This window comes from Candidatus Manganitrophaceae bacterium (assembly GCA_016200325.1).
Taxonomy (GTDB): Bacteria; Nitrospirota; Nitrospiria; order SBBL01; family Manganitrophaceae; genus Manganitrophus.
This window is the reverse complement of record JACQEZ010000011.1, coordinates 108166-132038: the sequence shown is the minus strand read 5'-3', so window position 1 is coordinate 132038 and position 23873 is coordinate 108166. Positions and strand designations below refer to the sequence as shown.

Here is a 23873-nt window from a genome sequence, read left to right as displayed (position 1 = left end):
GACCATCAGTCCTTTTCGCAGTACCCTGTCACCCATTGTCTCTTTATCTTGCATCTGGTTTGCATCTGCTTCGGCCTTGAAAAAGGCCGAAGGGAAGGTGGTATACTTTAGGAAAGCGCTATGGAAATGACGCTTCTATTGAATGCAACCTACGAACCGCTCCGGGTCATCCCTTGGAAAAAGGCCATTCTTCTATTGTGCCAGGGGAAGGTCGAGGTGCTGGAGGTCTACGACAAAGAGATCCGAGGGATTTCGATCTCCTTCCGGCTTCCTTCCGTTTTGCGTCTGCTTGAATTGGTTAAAATCAGAAAAAACCAGAGGGTAGTGAAGTTTTCGCGGAGCAACATTTTCGCGAGGGACAAGCATTCTTGTCAATATTGCGGCCAGCACTTCCGGGCCGATGAGCTGACCTTTGACCATGTCGTGCCGATTGCCAAGGGGGGAAAGAAGACCTGGACGAACATCGTGACCGCCTGTATTCGGTGCAATAACCGAAAAAGCGGGCGCACCCCTGAAGAAGCGAACATGCGGCTGATCAAAAAACCGGTACGGCCCGATTGGAGTCCTTCCCTGACCATTACGATCGGTTTTAAAAAGACCCCGGAGAGTTGGAGAGATTACCTCTATTGGAATCTCTCTTTGGAAGAGGATTTACCCGACGAAGGATCGTCCTAGCCTGCAACAAGTCCCGATTGATCCCCCTCCCGCCTTTCCTTCAGGAAAAACGAATTCGCTCGTGAAAGCGTCCCAGCCAGGTCCCTTTGTCTACCTCTCCCGCCTCCGTGTAGACGTGGATGAGATTCCGGATCATCCGGGCGAGAAGCTGGCGCGTGGAGACCTTTTGCAGATATCGATTCACAAATTTCGCTTCGTCCGCGGAGAGCTGTGACGCAATCTCCTGGCGGGTCATCATCTTTCCCTGATTGAAGGGATCGATGAAAATGTCATGTGCGGCATCGGACCACTGGACCAGAAAATGTCCCGGCATCCCGATTCCATACAACGGCAGATTCAGCCGCTCTCCGAGAAGAAGCATCAGTGTGGAGAGACTGATCGGAATTCCCTTCTTGGTCTCCAGAACGGTATGGATATAGCTGTTTTCGGGAAGGTAGTAATCTTCCCGATTGCCTGAAAAACCGAGCTCGCTGAAGAGGTAATGGCTGATTGCCTGGAGGATCTCCGCGGGGGAGGAGAGCGCCTGAATCCGATCGCGCAAGACATCGGCCATCCGGTTGAGGTGCGCCTGATAATGCCGGGGATCGATCTTCGGATCGGCGAACCGGGCGAGTAGAAAAACCCCTTCTTCAAGCGGGCAAGGCTCTTTCGCCGCATAATGTCGCCATTCCTGGTCCATCTCTCCGAGCCGGATCGTTTCGATGATCTTCTCCGCCCGCTCCGAAATAATCGGCGTTCCCTCGTTTTTACATTTCAACAAGGCAGGGAGCGCGGGAGAGCCGATCTCAATCAGTTTTTGCTGAACGACCTTCAGATGCCCCTCCTCTTCTCCGAGGAGTTGAATCAGCGCCTCAATCAGGCGATCGCTCTCTTCATTCCTGTCCAACCTGTCCAAAGAGCCGCGCTCCATCTAGATCTGATGAAAAAGGATACAGTTTTTCCCGCCCCGCTTTGCCTGATAGAGGGCGTCGTCGTCGGCGGCGATCAAGGCTTCTTCCGTCTCGATTCCTGCGGAGGGGAAGACGCAGGCGCCGATGCTGACAGTAAATTGGAGGCCCCCCTTTTTCCCTCGGCCGGCGCCGAACGTTTCCCCTGAAATGGTCCGGCGGATTCGGTCGGCGATCTCGAACGCCTGCTGCATCTCCATCCGTTGAGGCAGAACGATTGTGAACTCGTCGCCGCCATAGCGCGCCGCGAAGTCATACCCCCGAAGGAGGTCTCGAAGGATTGTGCCGATCTCAACCAGAACCCGATCGCCTTTAAGATGACCTAACTCGTCATTGATTCGCTTGAAGTTATCGACATCCATCATCATGCAGACAATCTGCCCCTTTTGCCGTTCCGCCCTTCTGATCTCGCGTTGCAGGAACTCTTTCAGATATTTTCGATTGTAGAGGCCGGTCAGCGGATCGATGATGGAGAGGCGCTCCAGCTGTCGGATCCGCTGCTTTAGTTTATCTTGCCCGATCTTGATGCGCAAGAGCACCTCCGTACGGAGGGCCAGCTCTTCCAGCTGATTGCTGCGCCGGTCGATATAATCCCATGCGCCGCTGTCGAGGGCCTTTCGTTTTTCGGCGGAATCAAGCGTCGATTCGATGAGAAGGAGCGGAATCTGCCGGTGGGCCTCGCGCTCGCCCAGTGAGGAGAGGTGGGAAAGATCGGCCTGAGAGGGAGCGGCCGTCTGTGCATAAATAATGATCAATTTTTTCTCTGGAGAGAACTTGAAGTCCCTGGCGGAGGGTCTCGGCCTCATAGAAGCGGTAGGAAGGGGTCCCCCCCCTTGAGCGCCTCCCGGATTTTTTTCCGTTCGGATCGGATCTTCTCCACCAAAAGCAATCCTGCTCCCATTCACATCCTCCTCAGGAATTCTCATCATGCCAACGCCTAGAATACCTAGGAGTTATTCTCGACGTCAACAAAAATCGCCCTGTTGTTTTCATCCAGGGGATTCGATATACTCGGAAAAAAGTTGGAGGAAGAATCGCGTCTTTGCCGGATGAGCCACAAGCAGCGTGAACAAGCGTGAACAGGATCGATGAACAGATTAAGGAAGTCCAAGACCGGATCGCCTCCGTCCGGTCGATCACCGTTTTAACCGGCGCGGGGATTTCCGCCGACAGCGGTGTGCCGACCTTTCGGGGTGAAGGGGGACTTTGGAAGCAATTTAGGGCAGAGGAGCTGGCGACCCCGGAAGCCTTTGAGTCGCAGCCGGAGATCGTCTGGGAGTGGTATCATTGGCGGCGGAAAATTATCTCGGGGAAACAGCCGAACCCCGCCCATGACGCGCTCGTTCTCCTGGAGAAAGCCTGTCCGGCCTTTACGCTGATTACCCAGAATGTCGACGGCCTCCATCGGTTGGCAGGCACTCAAAAGATCATCGAATTGCATGGAAGCCTTTGGCGGATGCGGTGTGTCAGCTGCGGTCGGGTGACGGAGAATCGCTCCCTCGATCTGCCCCTCCTTCCCGAGTGTGACCGCTGTCATGCGCGGCTTCGGCCCGATGTCATCTGGTTTGGGGAGGCGATCGATCCCACCGATCTGCAGAAGAGCATCGACGCCTGTCGGAGCGGCGAGCTCTTTCTGGTCATCGGGACCTCGGGGGTGGTTCAGCCGGCCGCCTCGTTCGCCTCCATCGCTCGATCGAGCGGCGCTTTCACAGTGGAGATCAACATGGTCGATTCAATGCTACCGGGGCGGGATCTTCTCTTGACCGGCCGAGCGGCCGAGGTCGTTCCAAAGTTGACGGAGGGCTTGCAGGGTTGACAGTCCTTTTGCGTCCGGTTCGGTAAGATCGAACGGAAGATTTTATCATTCATCATTAGGTATAGGGAGGATCAAATGACGCCACTCGCCCTTCTCATGCATCGCGATGTTCAGGAAATCTCCCCCAAGGCCACCCTTCGGCAGGCGGCCAAGCAGATGAGGGACAAAAAGGTCGGCTCGCTTCTGGTCAGCGAGGGGGTGGAGCGGATCGGGATCGTCAGTGAGACCGATTTTGTCCGAAAAGCCTTGGCGGAGGGGGTGAATCCCGATACCACGCCGGTAGAGAAGATCATGAGCCAGCCGATCATTTCAATCGATATCGACAAGACGGCAAAAGAGGCGAATGACCTGATGGCGACCAAGGGGATTCGCCACCTGGCGGTGGCCGATAAAGGAATAATCGTCGGAATTATTTCGGTGCGCGACCTGGTGATCTGCTTTAAGAATCGCTTGTAAGAAGCGCGGCGGGCGGCCGTCGGAATAAGGGGAGAAATAAAAAAGGAGAGGCCGACTGCTGTGCCTCTCCCTTTTAAACTTCTTGCTCAATTTTTGTTAGTTGCGGACGCCGCTCCAAACGCGGGCCGGATCAATTTCCTTGTCCGGATTCAGCGCCCTTGCTTTTCCAAGGAGCACGTCGGTCGTCTCGGGATAAATCGGATCAGGAATACAGCAATCGGAAACCGGGCAGACGGCAGCGCACTGCGGTTCATCAAAATGGCCGACACACTCGGTGCAGCGCTCATAAGTAATGACATAGATGTTATCGCTGGTGGCGTGGGCAAGCTGGCCGCCTCCCTCTTCGCCGGTTAATTTATATCCCTTTGATTCGCAATCGCTCCGATTCTCAAAGATCGCTTCGTTCGGACACTCAGGCAGACACGCTGCGCAGGCGATGCACTCATTGGTGATCAAAAGTGCCATGGTAGGACTACCTCCCTCGTCATTACGTTAAAAGAAAGTACGTTAAAAAAAACTGATTTTCGGACTATATCATGCGTCTTTAAGCCATGTCAAACGCTTTTTGGTCTTAGGTCTTCCGCACCAACCGAGACGCTTTTAAGGCGGCAAGCACCTCTTCAATATGGCTCTCCACCTTGACCCGTCGAAAGAGATGGGTGATTTTTCCGTCAGGATCGATGACGAAGGTCGATCGCTCGATCCCCCAAAATTTCCGTCCATACATGTTCTTCAGCTTATAGACGCCGTACGCTTTTGAGACCGCCCCATCGGCATCGCTTAAGAGGGGAAAAGGGAGGGTATACTTCTTGATAAATTTTTCATGAGCGGCGAGCGGATCGAGGCTCACCCCCAAGATGACCCCCTTCGATTTTTTAAAGTCGGAGAAGGCGTCCCGAAAGAAACAGGCCTCCTTGGTGCAGCCGGGGGTGTCGTCCTTCGGATAAAAATAGAGGACCACGGAGCGCTTCCCGCGGTACGAGGCGAGATCGATCTCTTTCCCCTCCGAAGAAGGAAGGGTAAAGGGGGGCGCCTCGTCTCCCGGCTCAAGCGGTTTCGTCATCGGCATTCTCCATCGTGTCGGTCCTTTGCAGTCCCATTTCCATCAACGCCGCCAACCGCCGTGCCCGCAGCGGAAGGGTCTCCGCTTCCAGCAAAAATTGCTTCTCAACCACTGTCAGCGGAAGCCCCGCCGAGAGGGTTGCGACCAACACATCGTCCTCCAGCCCGGTCTCGAGCACCGACTGGAGCGACTCTCCCTCCGGCATTTTTTGACGGTACTCCAGCGTCAGCTCGACCAGCCGTTCTTTCAGAGGCGCATAAAGGGCCTCCACCGCCGGTTCCCGGAGAATATCAATCTGCCCTTGCCGGTACGATCGGTCCTGTTTCTCGGTCCGGACCAGACACTTTTCGAGGCCGTATAAGATGATGTTGAACCGGCCGTCATCCAGCCGCTGGGAACGGACGATTTTTCCGATCGATCCGGTTTCATAGATCGGCGGCCGTCCATCATAGTCGGCCTCCCACCCCTCTTTCAGGAGAACCATTCCGATCATTCGATCTCCTTGGAGGGCGTCCTCAACCATCTCTCGGTAGCGGGGCTCAAAAATGTGGAGCGGAAGGTAGGTCTTTGGAAAAAGGACAACTGTCGGCAGGGGGAAAAGGGGAACCCACTCCGGAATTTCTGTTTTGGCCATTGGCTTTCCTTATTGGATTTTCTCGATGAGCGGGGCGGTGGAAACCAGATGCCGCTTCATCCCCAGCTCTTTTGGTGAAAACCCCATCGCCAAACCTAAAAGCTGGGGAAGATGAAGAATCGGCATTCCCAACGTCTTCTCCGGTCCCTGCTCCCGCTGGAGTTTGTCTTCGGCCCGCTCTTGGTAGATATCGAGGCTCATGTGGCAGAGGGGACAAGGGGTAACCATCGCATCGCCCCCACTCTCTTTCGCCTCCGAGACATTCTTTCCGACCATGCTCAGCGCGATCTGGTCTTTCTCAAGCAGCACCGGGAATCCGCAGCACTTCGTCCGACCATCATAATAGACCGGGTGCGCGCCGACCGTTCGGATTAACTTCTCCAGCGAGGTCGGATTCTCCCAATCATCGAATCCGGTGGCGCGGGAGGGGCGCAAAATATAACAGCCGTAAAAGGCGGCGATGGAGACATCGCTGAGGGGATGGGTGACAAATTTGGCGAGCGCGTCGAGCCCGAAATCTTTGATCAAGATCCACTGGAGATGCTTTACCTCCACCGTCCCCTGATATTCCAGTCCGGTCGTCTCCTTGAGCGCCCGATTGATCCGTTCCCGCCGCGGCTCGTCTTCTTGAAGGATTTTATTGGCTCCTCCCAAAACACCCTGGCAGGTGCCGCAGATCGTCATGACATTTTGAATTCCCATCCGCTCGGCGGTCGCGAGGGTTCGGGCATTGAGGGTTAAAGCGAGGTCGGGATCGGCTTCGGTGATGACACCGGCCCCGCAGCAGTTAAACGCTTCGAGCTCGACGATGTCGATCCCCAAACGCCCGACGACCTTCATGGTCGAGGTATAGAGCTCGGGGGTTGCCCCTTTAGAGGCGCATCCGGGAAAGAGGGCGTACTTCATTTTGGCTTCTCCCACTTCTTGAAGATTGCACGGATCTCCTGGCGTCCCGGCACCCGTTTAAAGGGGAAGGGTGTTTTTCCATGTAAAAACATCTTGATGCCGAGCGGGATGATCCGGATCATCTTGCGAATGTTTCCCAAAGTCATTAAGACGGGAAGGAGGGCTTCATTGAGCCGTCCCTCCGCCGCGACCACTTTGGTAAATTCGGTGATATGTTTCGCCTCGACCGAGTCGGTGAAGCCGGCTCCGATCGAGCGCCGCCGCAGCCGGATGATCTGCTCCATCGGCTGCACATCCTTCGGGCAGACCTGAACGCAGAAATTACATCGAACACAATCCCAGATCCCGTTCGGCCCCTGGAGCTTTTCAAGACGGTCGACATGCCCTTGATCCCTCGGATCGGCCTGGAAACGGTAGGCTTTCGCCAGCGCCGCAGGCCCCAAAAATCCGGGGGAGACCTCATAGCTGGTGCAGGCGGAGAGGCAGGCCATACACATGATGCAAGCGTCGGCGTTATCGAGCTTTTTATGGATGTCTTTTAACGCCTCGGTCGGCACCGGTTTGCCGCCGTCTTCCAGCAGATAGGGGGTGACCGCTCGGATCTTCTCCCAAAAGGGGTCCATCCGGACGACCATGTCTTTGATGACCGGCATGTTCGCCATCGGACCGACCTCGATCTTTCCATGATGCTCCAGCTCTTCTTTAATCGCAACCTTGCAGGCGAGCTTTTGGCTCCCGTTGACCTGCATCAGGCAGGAGCCGCAGATCGCCGCCCGGCAGGAGGCCCGAAACGTGAGGGTGCCGTCGGTCTCGGCCTTGATCTTAAGCAGGGCCGAGAGCAACGTCATGCCGCGGCTCGTCTCCACGAAGTAATCTTGGGGATGAGGCTTGAGGTCGATGTCAGGGTTGAACTTTTGGACCGTTAATTTAACGCGCATGCCTCTCGATCACTCAAAGTGTGTGCTTGCAAGCGTGCTGGTTGTCGGGCCAATCGATGGGACTGAAAATATAAAAAAAAGGGGGGGAAAGAAAAAAAATGATTATCCGACCTCCGCAGGTTGGGTCATCCAATACCGTTCAAATTCGGCCATGTGGGTCAGTGTGGAGAAATCTTTCATTCGATCGAGGTAGACCTTTCCATTTAGATGGTCGATTTCGTGTTGGAAGACGATCGCCAGGAATCCCTCGGCCTCCATTTCAACCGGTCGCATATAACGATCGAACCCCTTCACGCCGACGCCGGCCGACCGGACGACCTTACCGCGAAGGTTCTCGACGCTGAGGCAACCTTCCCATCCCTCGATCTTTTCGTCGGAGAGGTGGGTCAAGGTTGGATTGAGCATGATCAAAAGGGAGAGATCGGGTGCGTCTGGATAGCGGGGATTGGCGTTTGCCTCGATGACAATGATCTGTTTCGACTCGAAAACCTGCGGCGCGGCGAGCCCGACACCGTCGAGCTTGCGCATCGTCTCAACCATGTCTTCCAGGAAGCGCTGAAAGGCCGGATCTTGGCTCTCCGCCTCGGTGACCGGCGCTGCAATCTTCCGGAGAATCGGGTTTCCCAGTTTTGCGACTTTTAAAATGGCCATCGTACAAACCCCGCAGTTTCCGTTATTTATATATCATAGAGCTCCCTTTTTTGCAATATGCGCCTGCGGTGAACCTGGCAGGCAAACGAAGGGGCTCCGTCTAAAAAAGAGCACGACGGAGCCCCTTCATACCTTTAGAGAATGAGGGAGACGGAGGCGTCACTTAGGAGAAGACACTGATTACATCGCGGACCCCTCGGACCTTCTTTGCCATATCAACGATGCTTTGCCGCTCCTGCTCGTTGGGAATGGAGCCCCGAAGGGTGATGATTCCATTCTGGCTCGACACCTCGACGCTGACGAGGTTGAAGAACCGTCCGAGCTCTCCTTTGACCCGCTGCTCCAGGATATCATCGATATCATCGGACTCGATCGCCTCCTCAAAGAACGAGCGTTCACGGGTCTCGAAGGTGACCCCCTGGAGCCGGCTTTGGGTGCGGGTTTTCTCTGCGAGCTGTTCCAACAGGCCGCTGAGGGTGCTCATCCAATATTGATATTTCTGGCTAATTAATGCCCGGGTGCTTCGACCGGTACGGGGGGCGAACAAGATACCAACCGTCAGACCGGCCAACAACATGGTGGTGCGTGATGGAAAAACGGAGGGGAAAAAGGACCTTCTGTACCCAAATACGCGCGCCATTATGGTACCTCCTCACTTCACATTGAATGAATGATTTCTACCCAAATAGGAGACGTCATAATTTTCTAACAAAGTCTGAAGAGAGCGATAGATCTCCGCGGCGCCCGCCGCGGTGAGGGCTTCTTCTGAAAAGCCGCCGGTTAAGAGGGCAATGGTTGCAAGATCGACTTTCTGGGCCGCTTCGATATCATAAGGCGTGTCGCCCAAGACCACCGCCTCCACCGGGTCCCAGCCGAAGCGATCGAGCGCGATGTGAAACAAATCGGGATGCGGCTTGGTTCGGGCGACATCATCGCCGGTCACGATATCCCGCACAAAACGTTCGATTCCGAGGAGGCGAATGTAGTGCTGCGTCTCGTTCGCGCTGCCGGAGGTGGCCAGTACGATCGTCTTCTTGTCTCGATAGAGCTTTTCGAAGAGGGGGAGGACCCCCGGGAAGGGTTTGATCTGGTCAAAATATTCTTTTCGGAAGACCTCTTTTTTCCTTTTGTCAATTTGTGTCCCGATTGAGGAGAGCTGTTCGGGAGAGAGAAATTCCGGCAGGAGCTGATCCGACCCCCTTCCGACCTGAGAGCGGATCTCTTCCCAGGGGATGGAGAGGCCAAACTCACGAAAAGCCTCCTCCCAGGCGCTCGCATGCGCATCGTTGCTGTCGACCAGTGTTCCATCGACGTCTGAGATGACCCCTCGGACCATGTGTTTCACCTTTATCATCAAAATAGAGAGATCATGCCGCTTTCCGGTGAATGGCCGGGATCTCTTTTGTCGCCGTCTTTAAGAAGCGGGGATAGATTCCCAAGCTGATCCCGAAGGCGACATGGACGGCGGCAAATGGGAGCGGCGGGGTGGCAGCGAGGGCCGGGTTGATCACCGGGAGAATCCCGAATTGCATGATCACCCAAACGGAAAGGGAGAAAAGAAGGCCCCACCCGAGGGCCGCGCCGCGGCTGAGGTATCCTCCCAGCCAGACAAAGAAGATGCCCAACACCAGCGACCAGATCAGATGAACCATCAAGCCGAACATGACCGGCCCGGGCTGAAATCCGGGGCGGCCCGACACCGCGTCTCCAAGGAAGGTCGCCGCCACCCCCTTCATCGGTCTCCAAAAGTCCCCCTGCGTCTCGGCAAAGAGGCCGGCGATTGCCGCCGTGAAACACGCTCCAATCAGGCCGCTGATCATCCCAGGGAGGGTGGCCTCCTGGAGTGAAATCGGTTCGTCTTCCGGGTGGATTCTGGTTGGCGTCATCGAAGCCTCCTTCGACCCTCTGACAATCATGGTGCGGAGGGTCGTCCAGATTTGCAACTGAATTTGGAAAGCGAAGGACCTTGCCATGATGGGCCGGGAACGCCTCCTCATCAAAGATGGATCCCCGGCCTGCACGAAGGCCCTTCGCTGACTTAGAGCTGAAAGGAGGATGGTCAAATTAAGAGGCGGCGTTGCGTTAGAAGTGGAATAAGACTAAGAAGTGAACATCCATCCCTTTCATTCCATCGTAAAGAATTCAGGAACAGCGAGTCAACGTAACCAAAAGGAGGATGCCTAAATTAATCCAATGGTATTATTCCAAAAGATGTATCCCCGCAGCCTTCAAATTGACACCTCTTCTGCCGCGTTGTAAGATGAAGAGATTTTAATTTAGGAAAATTTATGGCAAAGCCGACTTTCTATATTATTGATGGAAGTTCCTACGTCTACCGGGCTTATTTTGGGATTCGGGAACTCTCAACCTCGAGCGGTCTGCCGACGAATGCGGTCTATGGGTTCATGCAGATGCTCCTCAAGATCATCAAAGACAAAAAGCCCGACTATCTCGCCATCGCTTTCGATACAAAGAGCCCGACCTTCCGCCATACCGCCTACCAAGATTATAAAAGCCACCGACCGGAGATGCCCGATGCGCTCTCGCTTCAGGTTCCCTACATCCACCGATTGGTTGAGGCGTTTCGAATCCCGGTCGTCATGGGAGACGGCTATGAGGCGGACGATCTGATCGGCACCCTCGCTAAGAAAGGCGAAGAGCAGGGCTTCCGGGTGGTGATTGTGACCGGCGACAAAGACATGTTCCAGCTGATCTCGCCCGGCGTCACCGTCTACGACACGATGAAAGAGAAGAGCTATACGGAGAAGGAAATTCGTGAGAAGTTCGGCGCGGAGCCGGCCCAGGTGGTCGAAATCATGGGGTTGATGGGCGATTCGGTCGACAACATTCCCGGCGTGAATGGCATCGGGGAGAAGACGGCGGTCCAGCTGATCCAGCAGTTCGGGACGATCGAGAACCTGCTGGCCAACCTCGGTCAGGTGAAGAAACCGAAGCTGCGGCAGACGTTGGAGGCCGAGGCGGAGACGGCACGCCTCTCCCGCTCGTTGGCGGTGATCCACATCGACTGCCCGGTTGATTTCGATCCGGAGCGCTTTCAAATGCAGTCGCCCGATTTTGAAAGGCTGATCCCCCTTTGCAACGAGCTGGAGTTTTCCAACATCCTCAAAGGGCTCACCCTCCCGCCCCCCACCTTGGCGGCCGGCTATCGAATTCTCGAGCCGGCCGACCTGGCGAAAGAGATCGCCGCGATCGAGAAGCAGGGCCGGGTCGCCCTCGAGCTGCTGACCACCTCGGAGGAGCCGATGCGGGCCGAGTCGGTCGGGATCGCCTTCGCCTCGGAAAAGGGGAAAGCCTTCTACGTGCCGCTGGCCGATCGAGAGGCCCTCCCGCCGGCGCTTCGGGCGCTCCTTGAATCAAAGGAGGTGGTCAAGGTCGGTCATGATTTGAAAGTGGCCGAGATCGTCCTCGGGCGGCGCGGCATCCCCCTGCGGGGTGCGGCGTTCGACACGATGATCGCCTCGTATCTTTTAAATCCCGGCCGCCGTGATCACGCACTCGAGACAGTCGCCTTCGAGCATCTGAAAGAGCGATTGGTCACCGCCGTCGAAGCGGCCGGCGGCGACAAGCAGGCGAAAGCGCAGCCGCTTTTTCAGTCCGACGCCGAGCGGATCGCCCCTTATCTCTGTCAGCGGGCCGACGCGGTCCTGAAGTTGGCCGAGCTCCTCCCGCCGCTGCTGGAGGCGCAGGGGCTCAGCGCCCTCTTTAACGATATGGAAATGCCGCTCGTCCCGGTGTTGGCCGAGATGGAGCGGGCCGGGGTGAAAGTCGATGCCGGGCTCCTCTCCGACATCTCCAAAGAGCTCGATGTCAAGCTCGCCGAGCTGACCGAGCGGATCTACCGGCTCGCCGGCGGGGAGTTCAACATCAACTCGCCGAAGCAGCTCGCCGACGTTCTTTTTGTGAAGCTCGGGCTGCCGCCGATCCGGAAAACCAAAACCGGCTACTCCACCGATGAAGAGGTGCTCACCCAGCTGGCGGTCCGTCACGAGCTTCCCGCCGAGATCTTGAACAATCGGCAGCTGATGAAGCTGAAGTCGACCTACGTCGATGCCCTTCCCAAACTGATTCATCCCGAAACGGGACGGGTCCACACCCAGCTCAATCAGACGATCGCCGCCACCGGCCGGCTCTCTTCGAAAGAGCCGAACCTCCAGAACATCCCGATCAAGGGAGAGCTCGGCCGCCGCATTCGCCAGGCCTTTACCGCCGAGCCGGGCTATCAGCTCCTCTCCGCCGACTACAACCAGATCGAGCTGCGCATCCTCGCGCACATGTCGGACGATCCGGTGCTGACCGAGTCGTTCCGCACCGGCGAAGATGTCCACACCCGGACGGCGATCCAGCTCTTTAACCTTCCCAAAGACGACATCACCCCGGAGATGCGGCGGATCGCGAAGACGGTCAACTTCGGCGTCATCTACGGAATCAGCCCCTTCGGTCTGGCGTCCAACCTCGGCGTCTCGCACTTCGAGGCGAAGCGCTACATCGACCGCTACTTCGAGAACTATAAAGGAATCCAACGCTTCATCGACCAGATGCTCGAAACCGCCACGCAACAGGGCTACGTCACCACCCTCTTTGGGCGGCGCCGTCAAATCGCCGAGCTCTCCAGCCGCAACAGCCAAACCCGCAGTCTCGGCGAGCGCCTCGCTGTGAACACGCCGATTCAAGGAACCGCCGCCGACATCATCAAAAAGGCGATGATCGACATCGCCCGCTGGATGGCGGAGGCCCAGGTGAAGAGCCGGATGATCCTTCAGGTGCATGACGAATTGATCTTCGAGGTGCCGGAGAGCGAAATTCCATTGATGAAGGAGAAAGTGGCGGCGTTGATGGAGGGGGTGATGGTGCTCAAAGCGCCGTTGAAGGTCGATGTGGGGGTGGCGGCGAATTGGGCCGAGGCGCATTGAGGGGGATCACCTTCTGACAAGAAATGGCTAGATCAATATTCGGCTGGCCGAACCGTCCGCCCTCGCAGGGGCACTAAAGTCAAAGGCCAAGTTTTTTCAGGAGAGGTTCACTACCTCTACCCAGAGTTAAAGGAGTTCGGCAATGCAAGATGAACTGCAAAACATCGTTGAAAAAGAAAAAATCATCGATACGATCAACGCCCTGTTTATCGGGACCGATCAGCGGGATTGGGTTTGGGTGAAGAAGTGTTTTGCGCCGGCGGTTTACTTCGATATGACCTCGGTGGCGCCGGGCAAGCCGGCGACGCTGACGCCGAAGGAGATCGTCGATGGTTGGAGAAAAGGGCTGAAGCCGTTGAAGGCGATCCACCATCAGGCGGGGAATTTCGTCGTGCGGGTCACGGGGGACGAGGCGACCGCCTTTTGCTATGCGATCGCCCTGCATTACCTTCCCAATCCGAGCGGCCGGAACACCCGGACCTTTGTCGGGAGCTATGATTTTCATCTGATCAAAAAACGGGAACGCTGGCAAATTGACCTGTTTAAATTTAACCTCAAGTACATCGACGGCAATCTGAATTTGGAGAAATCCCAAGCCGGCGCGGCATGAGTTTGCCGCCCATCCGAAAGCAACCATGCTGTTCATCCAGATCAATTCCCTTCCATTCGAGCAGGGCCGAGAGATCGGCGCGATCCTGACGGGAATAAGCCATGATTTCTCGGAGGGGGTCGGGATCGACCTTGCGCAGGTCATCGCCATCTGGGAATATCTTGAGCCGTGGCACTATGCGGTGGCCGGCCGGACCGCCGTCAATCAGCCGGACGATCTTCATCCGATCCTCGTTGAGTTGCTCGTTCCCGATTTCGATCCGCCTGAGCGGATCGAGAAAATGCTCGAATGTCTCGCCGCCAGCATTGCCGCGCGGGTGAGGATTCCAAAGAACAATATCTTCATCAACGTGACACAGGCCGCCAGCGGCCGGATGTTTTATGCCGGAGAAATCGTCCGTTGGTAGGCGCGCAGTCGCCTCGGCCAGGGATCGGAGGCTGCGTGTGATTCGGCTTGGATCTCAGTGGGAGTCTGGTCATCACCGCTCATTATGAATTTGGAGAAAAAAGAAAGATGTCAAAGAAAGTCCGTGCACTCATCATCATCACCGGCCTCGTTATTTTCTTTTCGTGGGGATTCCGCCTTTATGTTCTCTACCTTCACTGGGGAAACGATCCCTTCATGACCCCGCATGCCGCCGTCGCGGTGATCTCCTTTGCGATCGGCGCCTTTCTTCTCTCCATGGGGATTCGAGGGAGCAAATCGACGCGGCGCGACTACACGATTCTCACCGGCGCGGCGCTCTTCACCGTTCTCTGGTGGGGCTTCCGGGCAATCAAGGTTCTTCTCCACCCGGAGAGCGATCCGAATCCCACCGCCCACCTTCACCTCTCCGTTCTCTTTATTGTCTTAGGCGCACTTCTGCTGACGGCAGGATGGCAGGGACGGAATAGAGTTTCAACTTCTTGAGTGAATTGGGGAGTGGGTTGTTTTCATTTTGTCATTCCCGAATGGTTCATCGAGGATCCGGTGATTTAGTTCTAAGATCTCTGGATTTCCGCTTTTGCGGAATGACGCCCACAAAGCAACCACTCAGCCCAAATGGACCACTGCCGGGAATCCTAAAATCTAAGCGCTAAAACCGCCCCTTCGACAGGCTCAGGGTGAACGGGGAGTGACTCAAAGGTCCTTTCCGGGTCGATAGAATTCCCCATGAAGCAGGAGCGTCAAATACAAAACCCTTTACCTCCGTGCTGAGCTTATCGACATGAATGGTTTTTAAGGTTTACGCTTTCGCTGAGGAGGTCTTCTCTGTGGTCCAGGAGGGGAAGGGGGCGGCGGTGGTGTACTTCCAATCGAGACCTTCGGGCCGGTGGCCCGCTCGGTTTTAGAGCCGAGGGAGCTTCCGCATCCCTGACAAAGATAATCGTAGAGCTCGCCGTCGGGAAGGACCAAGAGGAGCCGCTCGCGAACCGGCATGGCACGGCCGCATTTATTGCAATAGAGAAGGGAGGCGCGAAATTGATCGAATTGCTTATCCATCACAATCTGACATAATCCGAATGAGGAAGGGAAAAGGGGTTTATGATGTGCTGGAAGACTCGGCCGATCTCGTTTTTTTTATCTTTCGGTATTGAGAGATCGTCCAAAGCATCAAAAAATAGCCGATGATGGAAAAGAGCAGTCCCAGCAACACCGATCCGAGCACAAAAGGGAAAAAATAGGATTTCAGCTGCACCGCCATATTGGAGATCGTAATGTTCTCCCAATTGATCGGCGGAATCTCGCGGGCCTTGCAGCAAAGCTCGATCCCAAACCAGGTGGAAGAAAGTGTAATCGGAGTAAAGGTCCAGGGATTGTTGACGAAGGCGCCGAAGAGAATTGCCACCCGGTTGAGATTGAAAAGCCAAGCTAATAAAAAGGCCAGAAAAAAGTGAAGACCGAGCAGAGGAGAGAAGGCGATAAAAACGCCCAGGGCAAAGGCGAGGGCAATGCGGTGGGGGGTGTCGTTCAACGAGAGCACCCGCAGCGCCTGCTCCTTCACCTTCGAAATCAATCCCATCCGCTATTCCCGCCGTTCCTTCGGAGATGATCCCATCCGCCGGCAGCAAGGGGGCGTGTTCGGCCTTGGGAATCTTTTAGCTTCAAACCGAGCCGTCGAGACCTTGTCCACCCGATCCGCCGCGCCTGAATCAGCCCACCGTTAATGAGCGCTTCCAGCCGCTTTATCTTCCGGATTGGAACAGAAAAAAGAAGCTCGTAATCTTCACCACCCGCTAAACCATACTCTAGCGGATCGGCACCTAATTGTAAAGCCACTTCCTTCAGGCGCGCGGAGAGGGGCAGAAGATGGGCCTCTAACTCAGCGCCGACGCCGCTTTGATCGGTGAGGTGGCGAAGGTCGGCGGCGAGCCCGTCCGAGAGGTCGATCATCGCCGAAGCGATCCGCTCTTGTGCCAAAAGCCGTCCTTCTTTCCATCGGGCCTGCGGTGTCCGATGGCGACCGAGAAGCCGGGTGAATCGCCGTTCCTCAATCCCTTTTTTCAAGAGGGCGAGTCCGGCGGCGGCCTCTCCGAGCGTCCCGGTGACGTAGATTGCATCTCCCTCCCGCGCCCCGCTACGGGTGACCATCTCTTTTTTCGGCACCTCGCCGACCAGCGTGGGGGAGAGAAAGAAAGGACCGGGTGTCGCGGCGATATTCCCGCCGAGGAGGTCGAGCCCCGCCTCACGGCTTGCTTTCCGGATGCCGCGGTAGAGCTGATCGACCTCTCTCACCGATTGTCGGTCGGTGAGGCCGAGCGAAATCAGCAGATAACGGGGCGTTCCCCCCATTGCCGCGATGTCGCTTACGTTTACCATGACCGATTTGTAGCCGACCTGTTGGAGGCTGGAGAAGGAGAGATCGAAGTGGACCCCTTCGATCTGGCTGTCTGTGGTGAGGAGGAGGTATTGCCGGGGGTCGGTACGGATCGCCGCCGCATCATCGCCGATGCCGAGTGGCACGGTCGCGGCCGGCGGGGGAAACCACTTCTGAATCCGGTCAATCAACCCGAACTCGCCGAGTTGGCGGAGGTCCATGTCGTTCCTTTGAAGGGGCTGGCTAGAGGGTGGCGACGGTCTGCGCGATCCGGGTCCGCCGACGGGATTTTACCGCCTTGGCCGGAGCCTTGGCCACTTCCGGCGCCGGTTTCTTCAGATGAAAGGCGGTCGACAGAACAGTGTCCATGTGATCGGCGAAAACCAGAGCGAGTCCCCGTTGAATATGCCGGGGGACCTCTTCGAGGTCTTTTTCATTCCGCTTCGGGAGGACCACCGTCTTCATCCCGGCCCGTTTGGCCGCCAAGAGCTTCTCCTTGAGGCCGCCGATCGGAAGGACCCGGCCCCGCAGGGTCACCTCGCCGGTCATCGCGACGTCGCGGCGGATCGCTTTGCCGGTAAGGACCGAGGCCAATGCGGTCGCCATGGTAATTCCGGCCGAGGGGCCATCTTTCGGAATCGCCCCCGCCGGAACATGAATGTGGATGTCGTTCTTTGAGAAGAGGTCGGCTTTGATTCCCATCCCCTTCTCCATCGAGCGGATGTAGGAGAGGGCCGCCTGGGCCGACTCTTTCATGACGTCGCCGAGGTGCCCGGTGAGGGTGAGCCCGCCCCGGCCCTTCATCAACGTCGCCTCAATCCGAATAATGTCGCCGCCGGCCGGCGTCCAGGCCAATCCGGTTGCGACCCCGACCTCATCTTTCTCCTGTTCGGCTTCGGGAAGAAATTTGGGGATGCCGAGGTAGTGATGGAGGTTCGCAGGGCTGATCCGGTAGCGCTTCTCTCTCCCCTCGGCGAGCTTTCTGGCCACCTTCCGAAGGACATGCGCGATCTCCCGCTCGAGGTTGCGGACCCCCGCTTCGTGGGTGTATTGCATGGCAATCAACTCCACCGCTTTGTCCGAGAGGGCAACGGTGTCGGCGGGGACGCCATGCTCCGACATCTGTCGGGGGATGAGAAAGTTTCGCGCGATGCCGACCTTCTCCTCCGTGGTATATCCCGAAATATCGATTATTTCCATCCGGTCTCGCAACGGCGCCGGGATCGGATCGATCTGATTGGCGGTCATGATGAACATGACGTTCGAGAGGTCGAAGGGGACGCCGAGATAATGATCCGAAAAGCTCTGGTTTTGCTCCGGATCGAGCACCTCCAGCAAGGCGGCGGAGGGGTCGCCGCGAAAGTCCATCCCGACCTTGTCGATCTCGTCCATCATAAAGACCGGATTGTTCGAGCCGGCCTGGCGGATCCCTTGGATGATCCGTCCGGGGAGCGAGCCGACATAAGTCCGCCGGTGTCCGCGGATCTCCGCCTCGTCCCGAATGCCGCCGAGCGAGATCCGGACGAACTCGCGTCCCAGCGCGCGGGCGATCGATTTTCCGAGCGAGGTCTTCCCGACGCCGGGAGGCCCGACGAAACAGAGGATCGGCCCCTTCATCTTCTCTTTCATCTTTCGGACGGCCAGGTATTCCAGGATCCGATCCTTCACCCGCTCCAGATCGTAGTGGTCCTCATCCAAGACCTTCTTTGCCGCGTGGAGGTCGAGGTTGTCTTTCGTGGTGACCTCCCAGGGAAGCTCCACCAACCATTCGAGATAGGTCCGAACGGTCGAGGCCTCCGCCGAATCGGGATGCATCTTCTCCAGCCGCTTTACCTGCCGCTCCGCCTCCTTGGCGACCTTCTCCGGCATCTTTGCGTCGGCGACCTTGGTGCGAAATTCCTGAATCTCTTCGACCCGCTCATCGGTCTCCCCCAGCTCTTTTTGAATCGCTTTGAGCTGCTCGCGCAGGAAGTATTCCCGTTGGGTGCGGTCCATCTCTCCCTTTGCTTCGGCCTGGATTTTCTGCTGCACCGAGAGGACATCGAGCTCTTTTGTCAGCAGGTCGCCGATTTCGCGAAGGCGTTTCACCGGGTCGAGCGTCTCAAGAACGGTCTGGCCCGTTTCGACCTTCAGGCCGAGGTGGGAGGCAATCATGTCGGCAAGGCGGCCCGGGTCTTCCAAATTTTCGATGACGGAGAGGATGTCGGGGACAAGAAGTTTTCCATAGCCGACGATCTTTCCCATCTGCTCCTTCACCGTCCGAACCGCGGCTTCGATCTCAAGCGGATCTTCCTTGGAGACGATATCGGTCAGCGGTTCGACACCGACTTCATAATAAGGGGCCGTTTGAAGGAAGGACCGGACCCGTGCTTTGGCCACCCCCTGCACCAGAATCTTCACCCGCCCATCGGGGAGCCGAAGCATCCGCATGATCGTTCCGGCGGTCCCGACCTGATAAATATCCTCGGGCTTCGGCGCTTCCACCTCCGACGATTTCTGGGCCGCCAGGAGAACCATCCGGTTCCCGGCCAGCGCCGCTTCAATGGCCTTGATGGAAATCTCTCGACCGACAAAGAGGGGAAGGACCATGTGGGGAAAAATGACAATATCCCGGACCGGAAGAAGCGGGAGCTTCTCCGGAACTTCACTGCGCTGTTTCTCTGATTTTTTTGAAGGCACAAACACTCCTACATCAAAATGATTCGGGACGATCATCCTCGATCGGATGAAGGAAAATGTGGATGGAGGTCGGTGGGCCGCATCTGTATAAGAGGATAACCGATCGTCTCGACCCATTTTACACAGGTCGATTCGACTCTGCAAGCTGCCTTATGGGTTGGGGAAAGGGCTAAAGGGGGAGGTCTTTTAGATATTTCTTGAATTCTTTGCCGAGTTCGGGGTTCTTCAGGCCCATTTCCACCGTCGCTTTTAGGAAGCCGAGCTTATCGCCGGCATCGAAGCGTTTTCCCTCGATGATATAGCCATAGATCGTGCGAATCCGGGCGAGCTCTTTGAGGGCGTCGGTCAATTGGATCTCATTGTTTTTGCCCGGTTTGGTTTTTTCGAGGAGCTCGAAGATCTCCGGGGTGAGGATATAGCGTCCGATCACGGCCAAATTGGAAGGGGCCTCCTTCGGGGTCGGCTTTTCGATCAGATCTCTGATCTTATAAAGTCCATCGACGGCCGCGTCGGCCTGGATGATGCCATATTGGCGAACGTCGGCTTTCGGGACCCGCTGGACGCCGATTAAAGGGGCCGGGTTTTTCTGATAAAGATCGATCATCTGCTGAAGGGCGGAAGTGCGATGGTCGATGATATCATCCCCCAGCAGAACGGCGAAAGATTCGTCGCCGACTAAATTCTTCGCAGAGAGGATCGCGTGTCCGAGTCCGAGCGCCTGCCGCTGACGGATATAACAAAAATCGGCCATGTCGGAGATCTTCCGGAGGCTCTCGATCAGCTCGATCTTTCCGTTTTGTCTGAGGGTCTCTTCTAACTCGAAGGAGATATCGAAGTGGTCTTCAATGGCGCGCTTGCCGCGCCCCGTGATAATGATGATCTGCTGAATGCCGGCGGCGACCGCTTCCTCAACGACATATTGAATGAGTGGTTTGTCGACCAAGGGGAGCATTTCTTTGGGAGAGGCCTTGGTCGCCGGGAGGAATCGGGTCCCCAATCCGGCCGCTGGTATAACCGCTTTTGTAATCCGCCGTGCTGACATCCGTTTCTCCACAGACACCTAATTTATTTTATCGACGTATATGACAGAAGTCAAGAAAATCGCGCCAAAAAATTACACATTCCGCCTGAAATCATAAAGAACTAGAAGCAGAAGCAGCGCATTCATGGGTCTTTACTTCTTTGAGCTCGCCCTCTCACGCAGGCGTTGATAAAGCGCTTTCACCGCCCGTTCGATTTCCTCGATCGGTGCGCGGGTGTCGATCACTTCATCCGCAAAGGGGCGCTTCTCATCCAGCGGCATCTGCGCATCGATTCGCCGCTCCGCTTCCTCCAGCGTGAGACGATCGCGCTGCATCAGCCGGGCGATCTGCGTGGCCCGGTCGACATAAACCAGGATCACCCGGTCCATCTGCTGATGCGCACCGGTTTCGATCAAAAGGGGAACGTCGAAGAGGATGACGGCATCGGGATCGGCCGCGGCCATGCTCCGCCGCGCTGCCTCCGCCTGCACAAAGACATGCGGATGAACGAGCTGATTCAGCCGCGCGCGCCGGTCGGGATCTTTGAAGACGATCTCGCCAAGGCGTCTCCGGTCGATCTCGCCGTCGGGATCCAGAATGCCGGCGCCGAAAGACTCTACAACCGGGGCGTAGGCCGGTCCCCCTTTTCGGATGACGCCGTGCGCAATGTCATCCGCATCGATGACAGCGGCCCCCGCGTTGCGGAAGAGCCGTGCCACGGTGCTCTTGCCGCTGGCGATCCCCCCAGTCAATCCGACCCAGATCATCTGTCTCTCAACAGTTGAACAAGCCGCCAGGGTAACACAGTTCTACGGTCTCCACAATTGGTCTTTGCTCTTTTCGGTTCTTTCTCTACGGTTCTGACTCCATCATTTCATAGGCGTCAATAAAATGAGAGACGGTCGGAGGGATCGCGCCGATGTGGAAGGCTTGAACCCGCTCCTCCACCTCTCGGTCGGAGATCGTTACCCGCGCGTGTTGCCGGAGATGTTCCGCCCAAGAGGCGACGAGAAAGGTCTCAAAGTACCGACCCGGATCGGCGGTGTCGCGGTAGAGGGCCCATCGCATCCCGCCGTCGCGCCGTCGAACCTGCGCCAGCTCCAGCATCACCTCTGTAAATTTCTTGGCCTGTTCCGGGTCAATCCGGTATTCGACCGTCACCAAAACCGGTCCCTGCTCCGGCAGCGCCTTTCCGACTAAAACCGGTTCGGCCCAATGTAAAGAAGGGGTCAGATCGAGCCCCGCACTGTTCGGCGGCTGTTTCCGTACAGTGAACAGCCAGCTGAGGAGAAGGCTGCCTGCGGCCAGGAGCAGGGTGGTCGGGATGCCGACATGCTGCGCGACACTTCCCCAAAGGAGGCTCCCCAACATCATTCCCCCCTGGAGGACGAGGAGAAAGACGGCCAACGAACGGGCGAGCACCCAGGAAGGGGAGAGGGTCTGCGCCAAGACCGTGAGGCTCGACATCTCCACCATCCAGGCGATGCCGCCGAACGTCATCACGATGACTGACAAGGGAAAAGAGCGGGAGAGTGCGAAGAGCCCCGTGACCAGCGCAAACAGAAGGGTTGCGGCGGTCATCAGTTGGTCGATCGGAACCCGTCTTCGGATCTCCTGGAGAAAGACCGCTCCCATCACGGCCCCTGCGCCGAGGCTGCCGAGAAGGAGTCCATAACCCAAAGAGCCGAGGCCGAGTCGACGTTGTGCGATGAGGGGAAGAAGCGCCCAGAGGGCGCTCGCCCCCAACATAAAAAGGCCGGTTCGGACAAGCACCCACTGAAGGGGGGGCGCATAGCGGACATAACGGATTCCGGTCCGGATCGCCTCGAAGATCTGCTCGGGTGGAAACGGGCTCTTCCGGAGAGGGCGGCGCCAGCGGTAGACGACCACCACCACGCCGAGGAAGGTTGCCGCGTTGAGCAAGAAAACGACCCCCGGTCCGCTGGCTGCGACAACCAGTCCGCCGAGGGCCGGACCGATGGCTCGGGCGATATTGAATCCGGTGCTGTTCAGGGAGATCGCCGCCGGCAGCTCGTTCCGCGGTACCAGCTCGGGCAAGATCGCCTGCCAGGCGGGCGCATTGAGTGCCGCGCCGGCGCCGATGAGAAAAGTAAAGAGGAGAAGGGTTGCCGGGGAGGCCTGTCCGGTCAGGGTGAAGAGCCCAAGGAGCGCCGCCATCGCCAACATCCATCCCTGAGTAAAGAGAATCAGTCCGCGCCGATTGACGATATCGGCCAGCGCCCCCGCCGGAAGAACCAGAAGAAAGACAGGGAGGCTGGTCGCCGTTTGAACCAGTGCGATCATGAGGGTGGAATGGGAGAGCGACGTCATCAGCCAGGCGGCGGCGACATTCTGCATCCAGGTGCCGATGTTTGAAAAAAGGGTCGCCATCCAGAGCGCACGAAAGAGCGGTCGGCGAAGCGGCGCCCATGCTTCGGCGAAGGTCGATCGATCGGGAGAGAGAGGCGCTTCAAGGGGAGATTCTGTGTTGTGGCCGGAAGGATCACTCATCGATCGATACGAATAACTCCATCTTAAATCCTCTTTATCACGAAGAGAGCGGAAGAAGCCGAGGGGTTCATTCAGAACTTACCCGATCTGGAAGCGATTTTGCAAATTTAGCACATCGGAGGATCGGGTGCGAAGAGGATCTACAGAAGGATCAAGAGCCTTGGAATGGGGCTTTGCCCCAGACCTATTATCTAAGGTCGTGGGATGAAACCCACGCCTTCAGGCACTGCTGCCTGCAAATAAAGAGACCCCTTGCAACCGCGCTGTTTGCTCCGTTTCATTGACGGGCTGAGCCCCCTTTGTTACACTCTTCGGATGGAATCGCGCGATCAAGTTCAAGCCCTGCGGCAGAATATCGAACAGGCGATTAAGGGAAAGCCGGAAGCGGTCAAGATGGCGGTGGTGACCTTGCTGAGCCGCGGACACCTCTTGATCGAGGATGTTCCCGGCGTCGGCAAAACGACGCTGGCGGCGAGCCTCGCCCGTTCGATTGATTGCGCCTTCAAGCGCATCCAGTTCACCAGCGATCTCCTTCCGAGCGACATCCTCGGCGTGCCGATTTTCGACCCGAAGAAAAATGTATTCGAATTCCGGCCCGGGCCGATTTTTACCCACATCCTGCTCGCCGACGAGATCAATCGGACGACCCCCAAAACGCAAAGCGCCCTTCTGGAAGCGATGAACGACGGACAGGTGACGGTGGAAAACCAGACCTATTCGCTTCCCGATCCGTTCATGGTGATCGCGACGCAAAATCCATCGGATCATCAGGGGACCTATCCCCTTCCGGAATCTCAGCTCGATCGGTTCACCATGCGCATCCGCCTCGGCTATCCTGAGGCGTCGGACGAAAGAGCGATTTTGTTGCGGGCGGCCGCCCCGGCCGAAGTCCTAAAGCCGGTGTTGACCCGGGATCAGTTAATCTTGCTCCAAAAAGAGGTAGAGGAGGTCACCCTGGAAGAGAGCCTCATCGATTATCTCCTGGCGATCGTTCAGGCGACGCGGCGGCTTCGGGACCTCTCTCTCGGGGTCAGCACCCGGGGGGCGCTCTTCCTCCAAAGGGCGGCGCGGGCCCTTGCTTTTGTGGAGGGGCGCGCCTATTGCTTCCCCGACGATATCAAGCGGCTGGTTCCGTTGGTCTTCAGCCACCGCATTCTCTTGAAGGGGGTCTCTCCCCGGCAAGAGGCCGATGCGGTGATGATGCAGATCCTCGGGACGATTCCGGTTCCTCTCTGAT

General features: G+C 57.0%; 26 protein-coding genes. 8 read left to right on the top strand and 18 right to left on the bottom strand.

From position 1 onward, the window contains the following. Positions 1-120 precede the first annotated feature (120 nt). Positions 121-675 carry an HNH endonuclease gene (locus HY282_08540; protein MBI3803794.1) on the top strand — a complete coding sequence of 185 codons (555 nt, stop codon included), beginning with the start codon at positions 121-123 and terminating at the stop codon, positions 673-675. A gap of 40 nt (positions 676-715) precedes the next feature. Here the strand turns inward: HY282_08540 and HY282_08535 are convergent, their stop codons facing one another. Both HY282_08535 and HY282_08530 read right to left on the bottom strand, forming a co-directional pair. After that, positions 716-1570: a hypothetical protein gene (locus HY282_08535; GenBank protein ID MBI3803793.1), complete on the bottom strand. Its 855-nt coding sequence runs from the start codon at positions 1568-1570 to the stop codon at positions 716-718. Positions 1571-1585: 15 nt separating this feature from the next. Further along, positions 1586-2377 carry a GGDEF domain-containing protein gene (locus HY282_08530; GenBank protein MBI3803792.1) on the bottom strand — a complete coding sequence of 264 codons (792 nt, stop codon included), beginning with the start codon at positions 2375-2377 and terminating at the stop codon, positions 1586-1588. A gap of 329 nt (positions 2378-2706) precedes the next feature. Here HY282_08530 and HY282_08525 point away from each other — a divergent pair, with 329 nt between their 5' ends. Together HY282_08525 and HY282_08520 are read left to right on the top strand one after the other, a co-directional pair. Continuing rightward, the gene (locus HY282_08525; GenBank protein MBI3803791.1) at positions 2707-3438 is read left to right on the top strand and encodes an NAD-dependent deacylase; all 732 of its coding nucleotides are present in this window, start codon (positions 2707-2709) and stop codon (positions 3436-3438) included. Positions 3439-3513: 75 nt separating this feature from the next. Further along, positions 3514-3894: a CBS domain-containing protein gene (locus HY282_08520; protein MBI3803790.1), complete on the top strand. Its 381-nt coding sequence runs from the start codon at positions 3514-3516 to the stop codon at positions 3892-3894. Positions 3895-3990: 96 nt separating this feature from the next. On the opposite strand, the gene HY282_08515 is transcribed toward HY282_08520, so the two are convergent. The 9 genes from HY282_08515 to HY282_08475 all read right to left on the bottom strand — a co-directional run bounded on the left by HY282_08515 (position 3991) and on the right by HY282_08475 (position 9972). Beyond that, positions 3991-4359 carry a 4Fe-4S binding protein gene (locus tag HY282_08515; protein MBI3803789.1) on the bottom strand — a complete coding sequence of 123 codons (369 nt, stop codon included), beginning with the start codon at positions 4357-4359 and terminating at the stop codon, positions 3991-3993. A gap of 106 nt (positions 4360-4465) precedes the next feature. Next, positions 4466-4957, bottom strand: a complete 492-nt coding sequence (gene bcp, locus HY282_08510) for a thioredoxin-dependent thiol peroxidase (GenBank protein ID MBI3803788.1) — start codon at positions 4955-4957, stop codon at positions 4466-4468. Continuing rightward, complete coding sequence (locus HY282_08505; protein ID MBI3803787.1) at positions 4941-5591, bottom strand: LON peptidase substrate-binding domain-containing protein; 651 nt, start codon at positions 5589-5591, stop codon at positions 4941-4943. The genes bcp and HY282_08505 overlap by 17 nt, the downstream gene beginning before the upstream one ends. Positions 5592-5600: 9 nt before the next feature. Continuing rightward, entirely contained in the window at positions 5601-6497 is an 897-nt protein-coding gene (locus HY282_08500) for a CoB--CoM heterodisulfide reductase iron-sulfur subunit B family protein (protein MBI3803786.1), read from the bottom strand. Further along, complete coding sequence (locus HY282_08495; GenBank protein MBI3803785.1) at positions 6494-7435, bottom strand: succinate dehydrogenase/fumarate reductase iron-sulfur subunit; 942 nt, start codon at positions 7433-7435, stop codon at positions 6494-6496. The genes HY282_08500 and HY282_08495 overlap by 4 nt, the downstream gene beginning before the upstream one ends. A 102-nt stretch (positions 7436-7537) precedes the next feature. Continuing rightward, entirely contained in the window at positions 7538-8086 is a 549-nt protein-coding gene (gene def, locus HY282_08490; GenBank protein MBI3803784.1) for a peptide deformylase, read from the bottom strand. Positions 8087-8249: 163 nt separating this feature from the next. Next, positions 8250-8726, bottom strand: coding sequence for a BON domain-containing protein (locus tag HY282_08485; GenBank protein ID MBI3803783.1), 477 nt, complete (start codon positions 8724-8726; stop codon positions 8250-8252). A 12-nt stretch (positions 8727-8738) separates the two neighbouring features. Next, positions 8739-9440 (bottom strand): HAD family hydrolase, encoded by a 702-nt coding sequence (locus HY282_08480; GenBank protein MBI3803782.1) that lies wholly within the window; start codon positions 9438-9440, stop codon positions 8739-8741. 13 nt (positions 9441-9453) lie between these two features. Further along, a complete protein-coding gene (locus HY282_08475; GenBank protein ID MBI3803781.1) occupies positions 9454-9972 on the bottom strand; it encodes a hypothetical protein in 519 nt (172 codons plus the stop codon). 402 nt (positions 9973-10374) lie between these two features. Here HY282_08475 and polA point away from each other — a divergent pair, with 402 nt between their 5' ends. From polA to HY282_08455, 4 genes are all read left to right on the top strand, one after another. Beyond that, positions 10375-13017: a DNA polymerase I gene (polA, locus tag HY282_08470; GenBank protein MBI3803780.1), complete on the top strand. Its 2643-nt coding sequence runs from the start codon at positions 10375-10377 to the stop codon at positions 13015-13017. Between the two features lie 142 nt (positions 13018-13159). Further along, complete coding sequence (locus tag HY282_08465) at positions 13160-13627, top strand: nuclear transport factor 2 family protein (protein MBI3803779.1); 468 nt, start codon at positions 13160-13162, stop codon at positions 13625-13627. A 25-nt stretch (positions 13628-13652) separates the two neighbouring features. After that, on the top strand, positions 13653-14033 hold the full coding sequence (locus HY282_08460; protein ID MBI3803778.1) for a hypothetical protein: 381 nt from the start codon (positions 13653-13655) through the stop codon (positions 14031-14033). A 107-nt stretch (positions 14034-14140) separates the two neighbouring features. Next, positions 14141-14536 carry a hypothetical protein gene (locus tag HY282_08455; protein ID MBI3803777.1) on the top strand — a complete coding sequence of 132 codons (396 nt, stop codon included), beginning with the start codon at positions 14141-14143 and terminating at the stop codon, positions 14534-14536. A gap of 309 nt (positions 14537-14845) precedes the next feature. Here the strand turns inward: HY282_08455 and HY282_08450 are convergent, their stop codons facing one another. The 7 genes from HY282_08450 to HY282_08420 form a co-directional block, all read right to left on the bottom strand. Beyond that, entirely contained in the window at positions 14846-15109 is a 264-nt protein-coding gene (locus HY282_08450; GenBank protein ID MBI3803776.1) for a hypothetical protein, read from the bottom strand. A 40-nt stretch (positions 15110-15149) separates the two neighbouring features. Further along, positions 15150-15629: a DUF2062 domain-containing protein gene (locus tag HY282_08445; protein ID MBI3803775.1), complete on the bottom strand. Its 480-nt coding sequence runs from the start codon at positions 15627-15629 to the stop codon at positions 15150-15152. Continuing rightward, the gene (gene thiL, locus HY282_08440) at positions 15620-16645 is read right to left on the bottom strand and encodes a thiamine-phosphate kinase (GenBank protein MBI3803774.1); all 1026 of its coding nucleotides are present in this window, start codon (positions 16643-16645) and stop codon (positions 15620-15622) included. The genes HY282_08445 and thiL overlap by 10 nt, the downstream gene beginning before the upstream one ends. Before the next feature lie 22 nt (positions 16646-16667). Continuing rightward, positions 16668-19139, bottom strand: a complete 2472-nt coding sequence (gene lon / locus HY282_08435) for an endopeptidase La (protein MBI3803773.1) — start codon at positions 19137-19139, stop codon at positions 16668-16670. A gap of 133 nt (positions 19140-19272) precedes the next feature. Further along, a complete protein-coding gene (gene galU, locus HY282_08430; protein ID MBI3803772.1) occupies positions 19273-20145 on the bottom strand; it encodes a UTP--glucose-1-phosphate uridylyltransferase GalU in 873 nt (290 codons plus the stop codon). 132 nt (positions 20146-20277) lie between these two features. Next, positions 20278-20892 carry a dephospho-CoA kinase gene (locus HY282_08425; protein MBI3803771.1) on the bottom strand — a complete coding sequence of 205 codons (615 nt, stop codon included), beginning with the start codon at positions 20890-20892 and terminating at the stop codon, positions 20278-20280. An 85-nt stretch (positions 20893-20977) separates the two neighbouring features. Next, positions 20978-22636 carry an MFS transporter gene (locus HY282_08420; GenBank protein MBI3803770.1) on the bottom strand — a complete coding sequence of 553 codons (1659 nt, stop codon included), beginning with the start codon at positions 22634-22636 and terminating at the stop codon, positions 20978-20980. A gap of 315 nt (positions 22637-22951) precedes the next feature. On the opposite strand from HY282_08420, the gene HY282_08415 reads away from it, so the two are divergent. Next, complete coding sequence (locus tag HY282_08415) at positions 22952-23872, top strand: MoxR family ATPase (GenBank protein ID MBI3803769.1); 921 nt, start codon at positions 22952-22954, stop codon at positions 23870-23872. Position 23873 lies beyond the last annotated feature (1 nt).

Excerpts from the sequence above, each read along its gene's own strand:
- HY282_08495 (MBI3803785.1), bottom strand. The coding sequence starts at position 7,435 with ATGCGCGTTAAATTAACGGTCCAAAAGTTCAACCCTGACATCGACCTC.
- def (MBI3803784.1), bottom strand. The coding sequence starts at position 8,086 with ATGGCCATTTTAAAAGTCGCAAAACTGGGAAACCCGATTCTCCGGAAG.
- lon (MBI3803773.1), bottom strand. The coding sequence starts at position 19,139 with ATGATCGTCCCGAATCATTTTGATGTAGGAGTGTTTGTGCCTTCAAAA.
- bcp (MBI3803788.1), bottom strand. The coding sequence starts at position 4,957 with ATGACGAAACCGCTTGAGCCGGGAGACGAGGCGCCCCCCTTTACCCTT.
- HY282_08485 (MBI3803783.1), bottom strand. The coding sequence starts at position 8,726 with ATGGCGCGCGTATTTGGGTACAGAAGGTCCTTTTTCCCCTCCGTTTTT.
- galU (MBI3803772.1), bottom strand. The coding sequence starts at position 20,145 with ATGTCAGCACGGCGGATTACAAAAGCGGTTATACCAGCGGCCGGATTG.
- HY282_08425 (MBI3803771.1), bottom strand. The coding sequence starts at position 20,892 with ATGATCTGGGTCGGATTGACTGGGGGGATCGCCAGCGGCAAGAGCACC.
- HY282_08455 (MBI3803777.1), top strand. The coding sequence starts at position 14,141 with ATGTCAAAGAAAGTCCGTGCACTCATCATCATCACCGGCCTCGTTATT.
- HY282_08460 (MBI3803778.1), top strand. The coding sequence starts at position 13,653 with ATGCTGTTCATCCAGATCAATTCCCTTCCATTCGAGCAGGGCCGAGAG.
- HY282_08475 (MBI3803781.1), bottom strand. The coding sequence starts at position 9,972 with ATGACGCCAACCAGAATCCACCCGGAAGACGAACCGATTTCACTCCAG.
- HY282_08445 (MBI3803775.1), bottom strand. The coding sequence starts at position 15,629 with ATGGGATTGATTTCGAAGGTGAAGGAGCAGGCGCTGCGGGTGCTCTCG.
- HY282_08465 (MBI3803779.1), top strand. The coding sequence starts at position 13,160 with ATGCAAGATGAACTGCAAAACATCGTTGAAAAAGAAAAAATCATCGAT.
- HY282_08415 (MBI3803769.1), top strand. The coding sequence starts at position 22,952 with ATGGAATCGCGCGATCAAGTTCAAGCCCTGCGGCAGAATATCGAACAG.
- HY282_08500 (MBI3803786.1), bottom strand. The coding sequence starts at position 6,497 with ATGAAGTACGCCCTCTTTCCCGGATGCGCCTCTAAAGGGGCAACCCCC.
- polA (MBI3803780.1), top strand. The coding sequence starts at position 10,375 with ATGGCAAAGCCGACTTTCTATATTATTGATGGAAGTTCCTACGTCTAC.
- HY282_08540 (MBI3803794.1), top strand. The coding sequence starts at position 121 with ATGGAAATGACGCTTCTATTGAATGCAACCTACGAACCGCTCCGGGTC.
- HY282_08505 (MBI3803787.1), bottom strand. The coding sequence starts at position 5,591 with ATGGCCAAAACAGAAATTCCGGAGTGGGTTCCCCTTTTCCCCCTGCCG.
- thiL (MBI3803774.1), bottom strand. The coding sequence starts at position 16,645 with ATGGACCTCCGCCAACTCGGCGAGTTCGGGTTGATTGACCGGATTCAG.
- HY282_08515 (MBI3803789.1), bottom strand. The coding sequence starts at position 4,359 with ATGGCACTTTTGATCACCAATGAGTGCATCGCCTGCGCAGCGTGTCTG.
- HY282_08450 (MBI3803776.1), bottom strand. The coding sequence starts at position 15,109 with ATGGATAAGCAATTCGATCAATTTCGCGCCTCCCTTCTCTATTGCAAT.
- HY282_08480 (MBI3803782.1), bottom strand. The coding sequence starts at position 9,440 with ATGATAAAGGTGAAACACATGGTCCGAGGGGTCATCTCAGACGTCGAT.
- HY282_08520 (MBI3803790.1), top strand. The coding sequence starts at position 3,514 with ATGACGCCACTCGCCCTTCTCATGCATCGCGATGTTCAGGAAATCTCC.
- HY282_08420 (MBI3803770.1), bottom strand. The coding sequence starts at position 22,636 with ATGAGTGATCCTTCCGGCCACAACACAGAATCTCCCCTTGAAGCGCCT.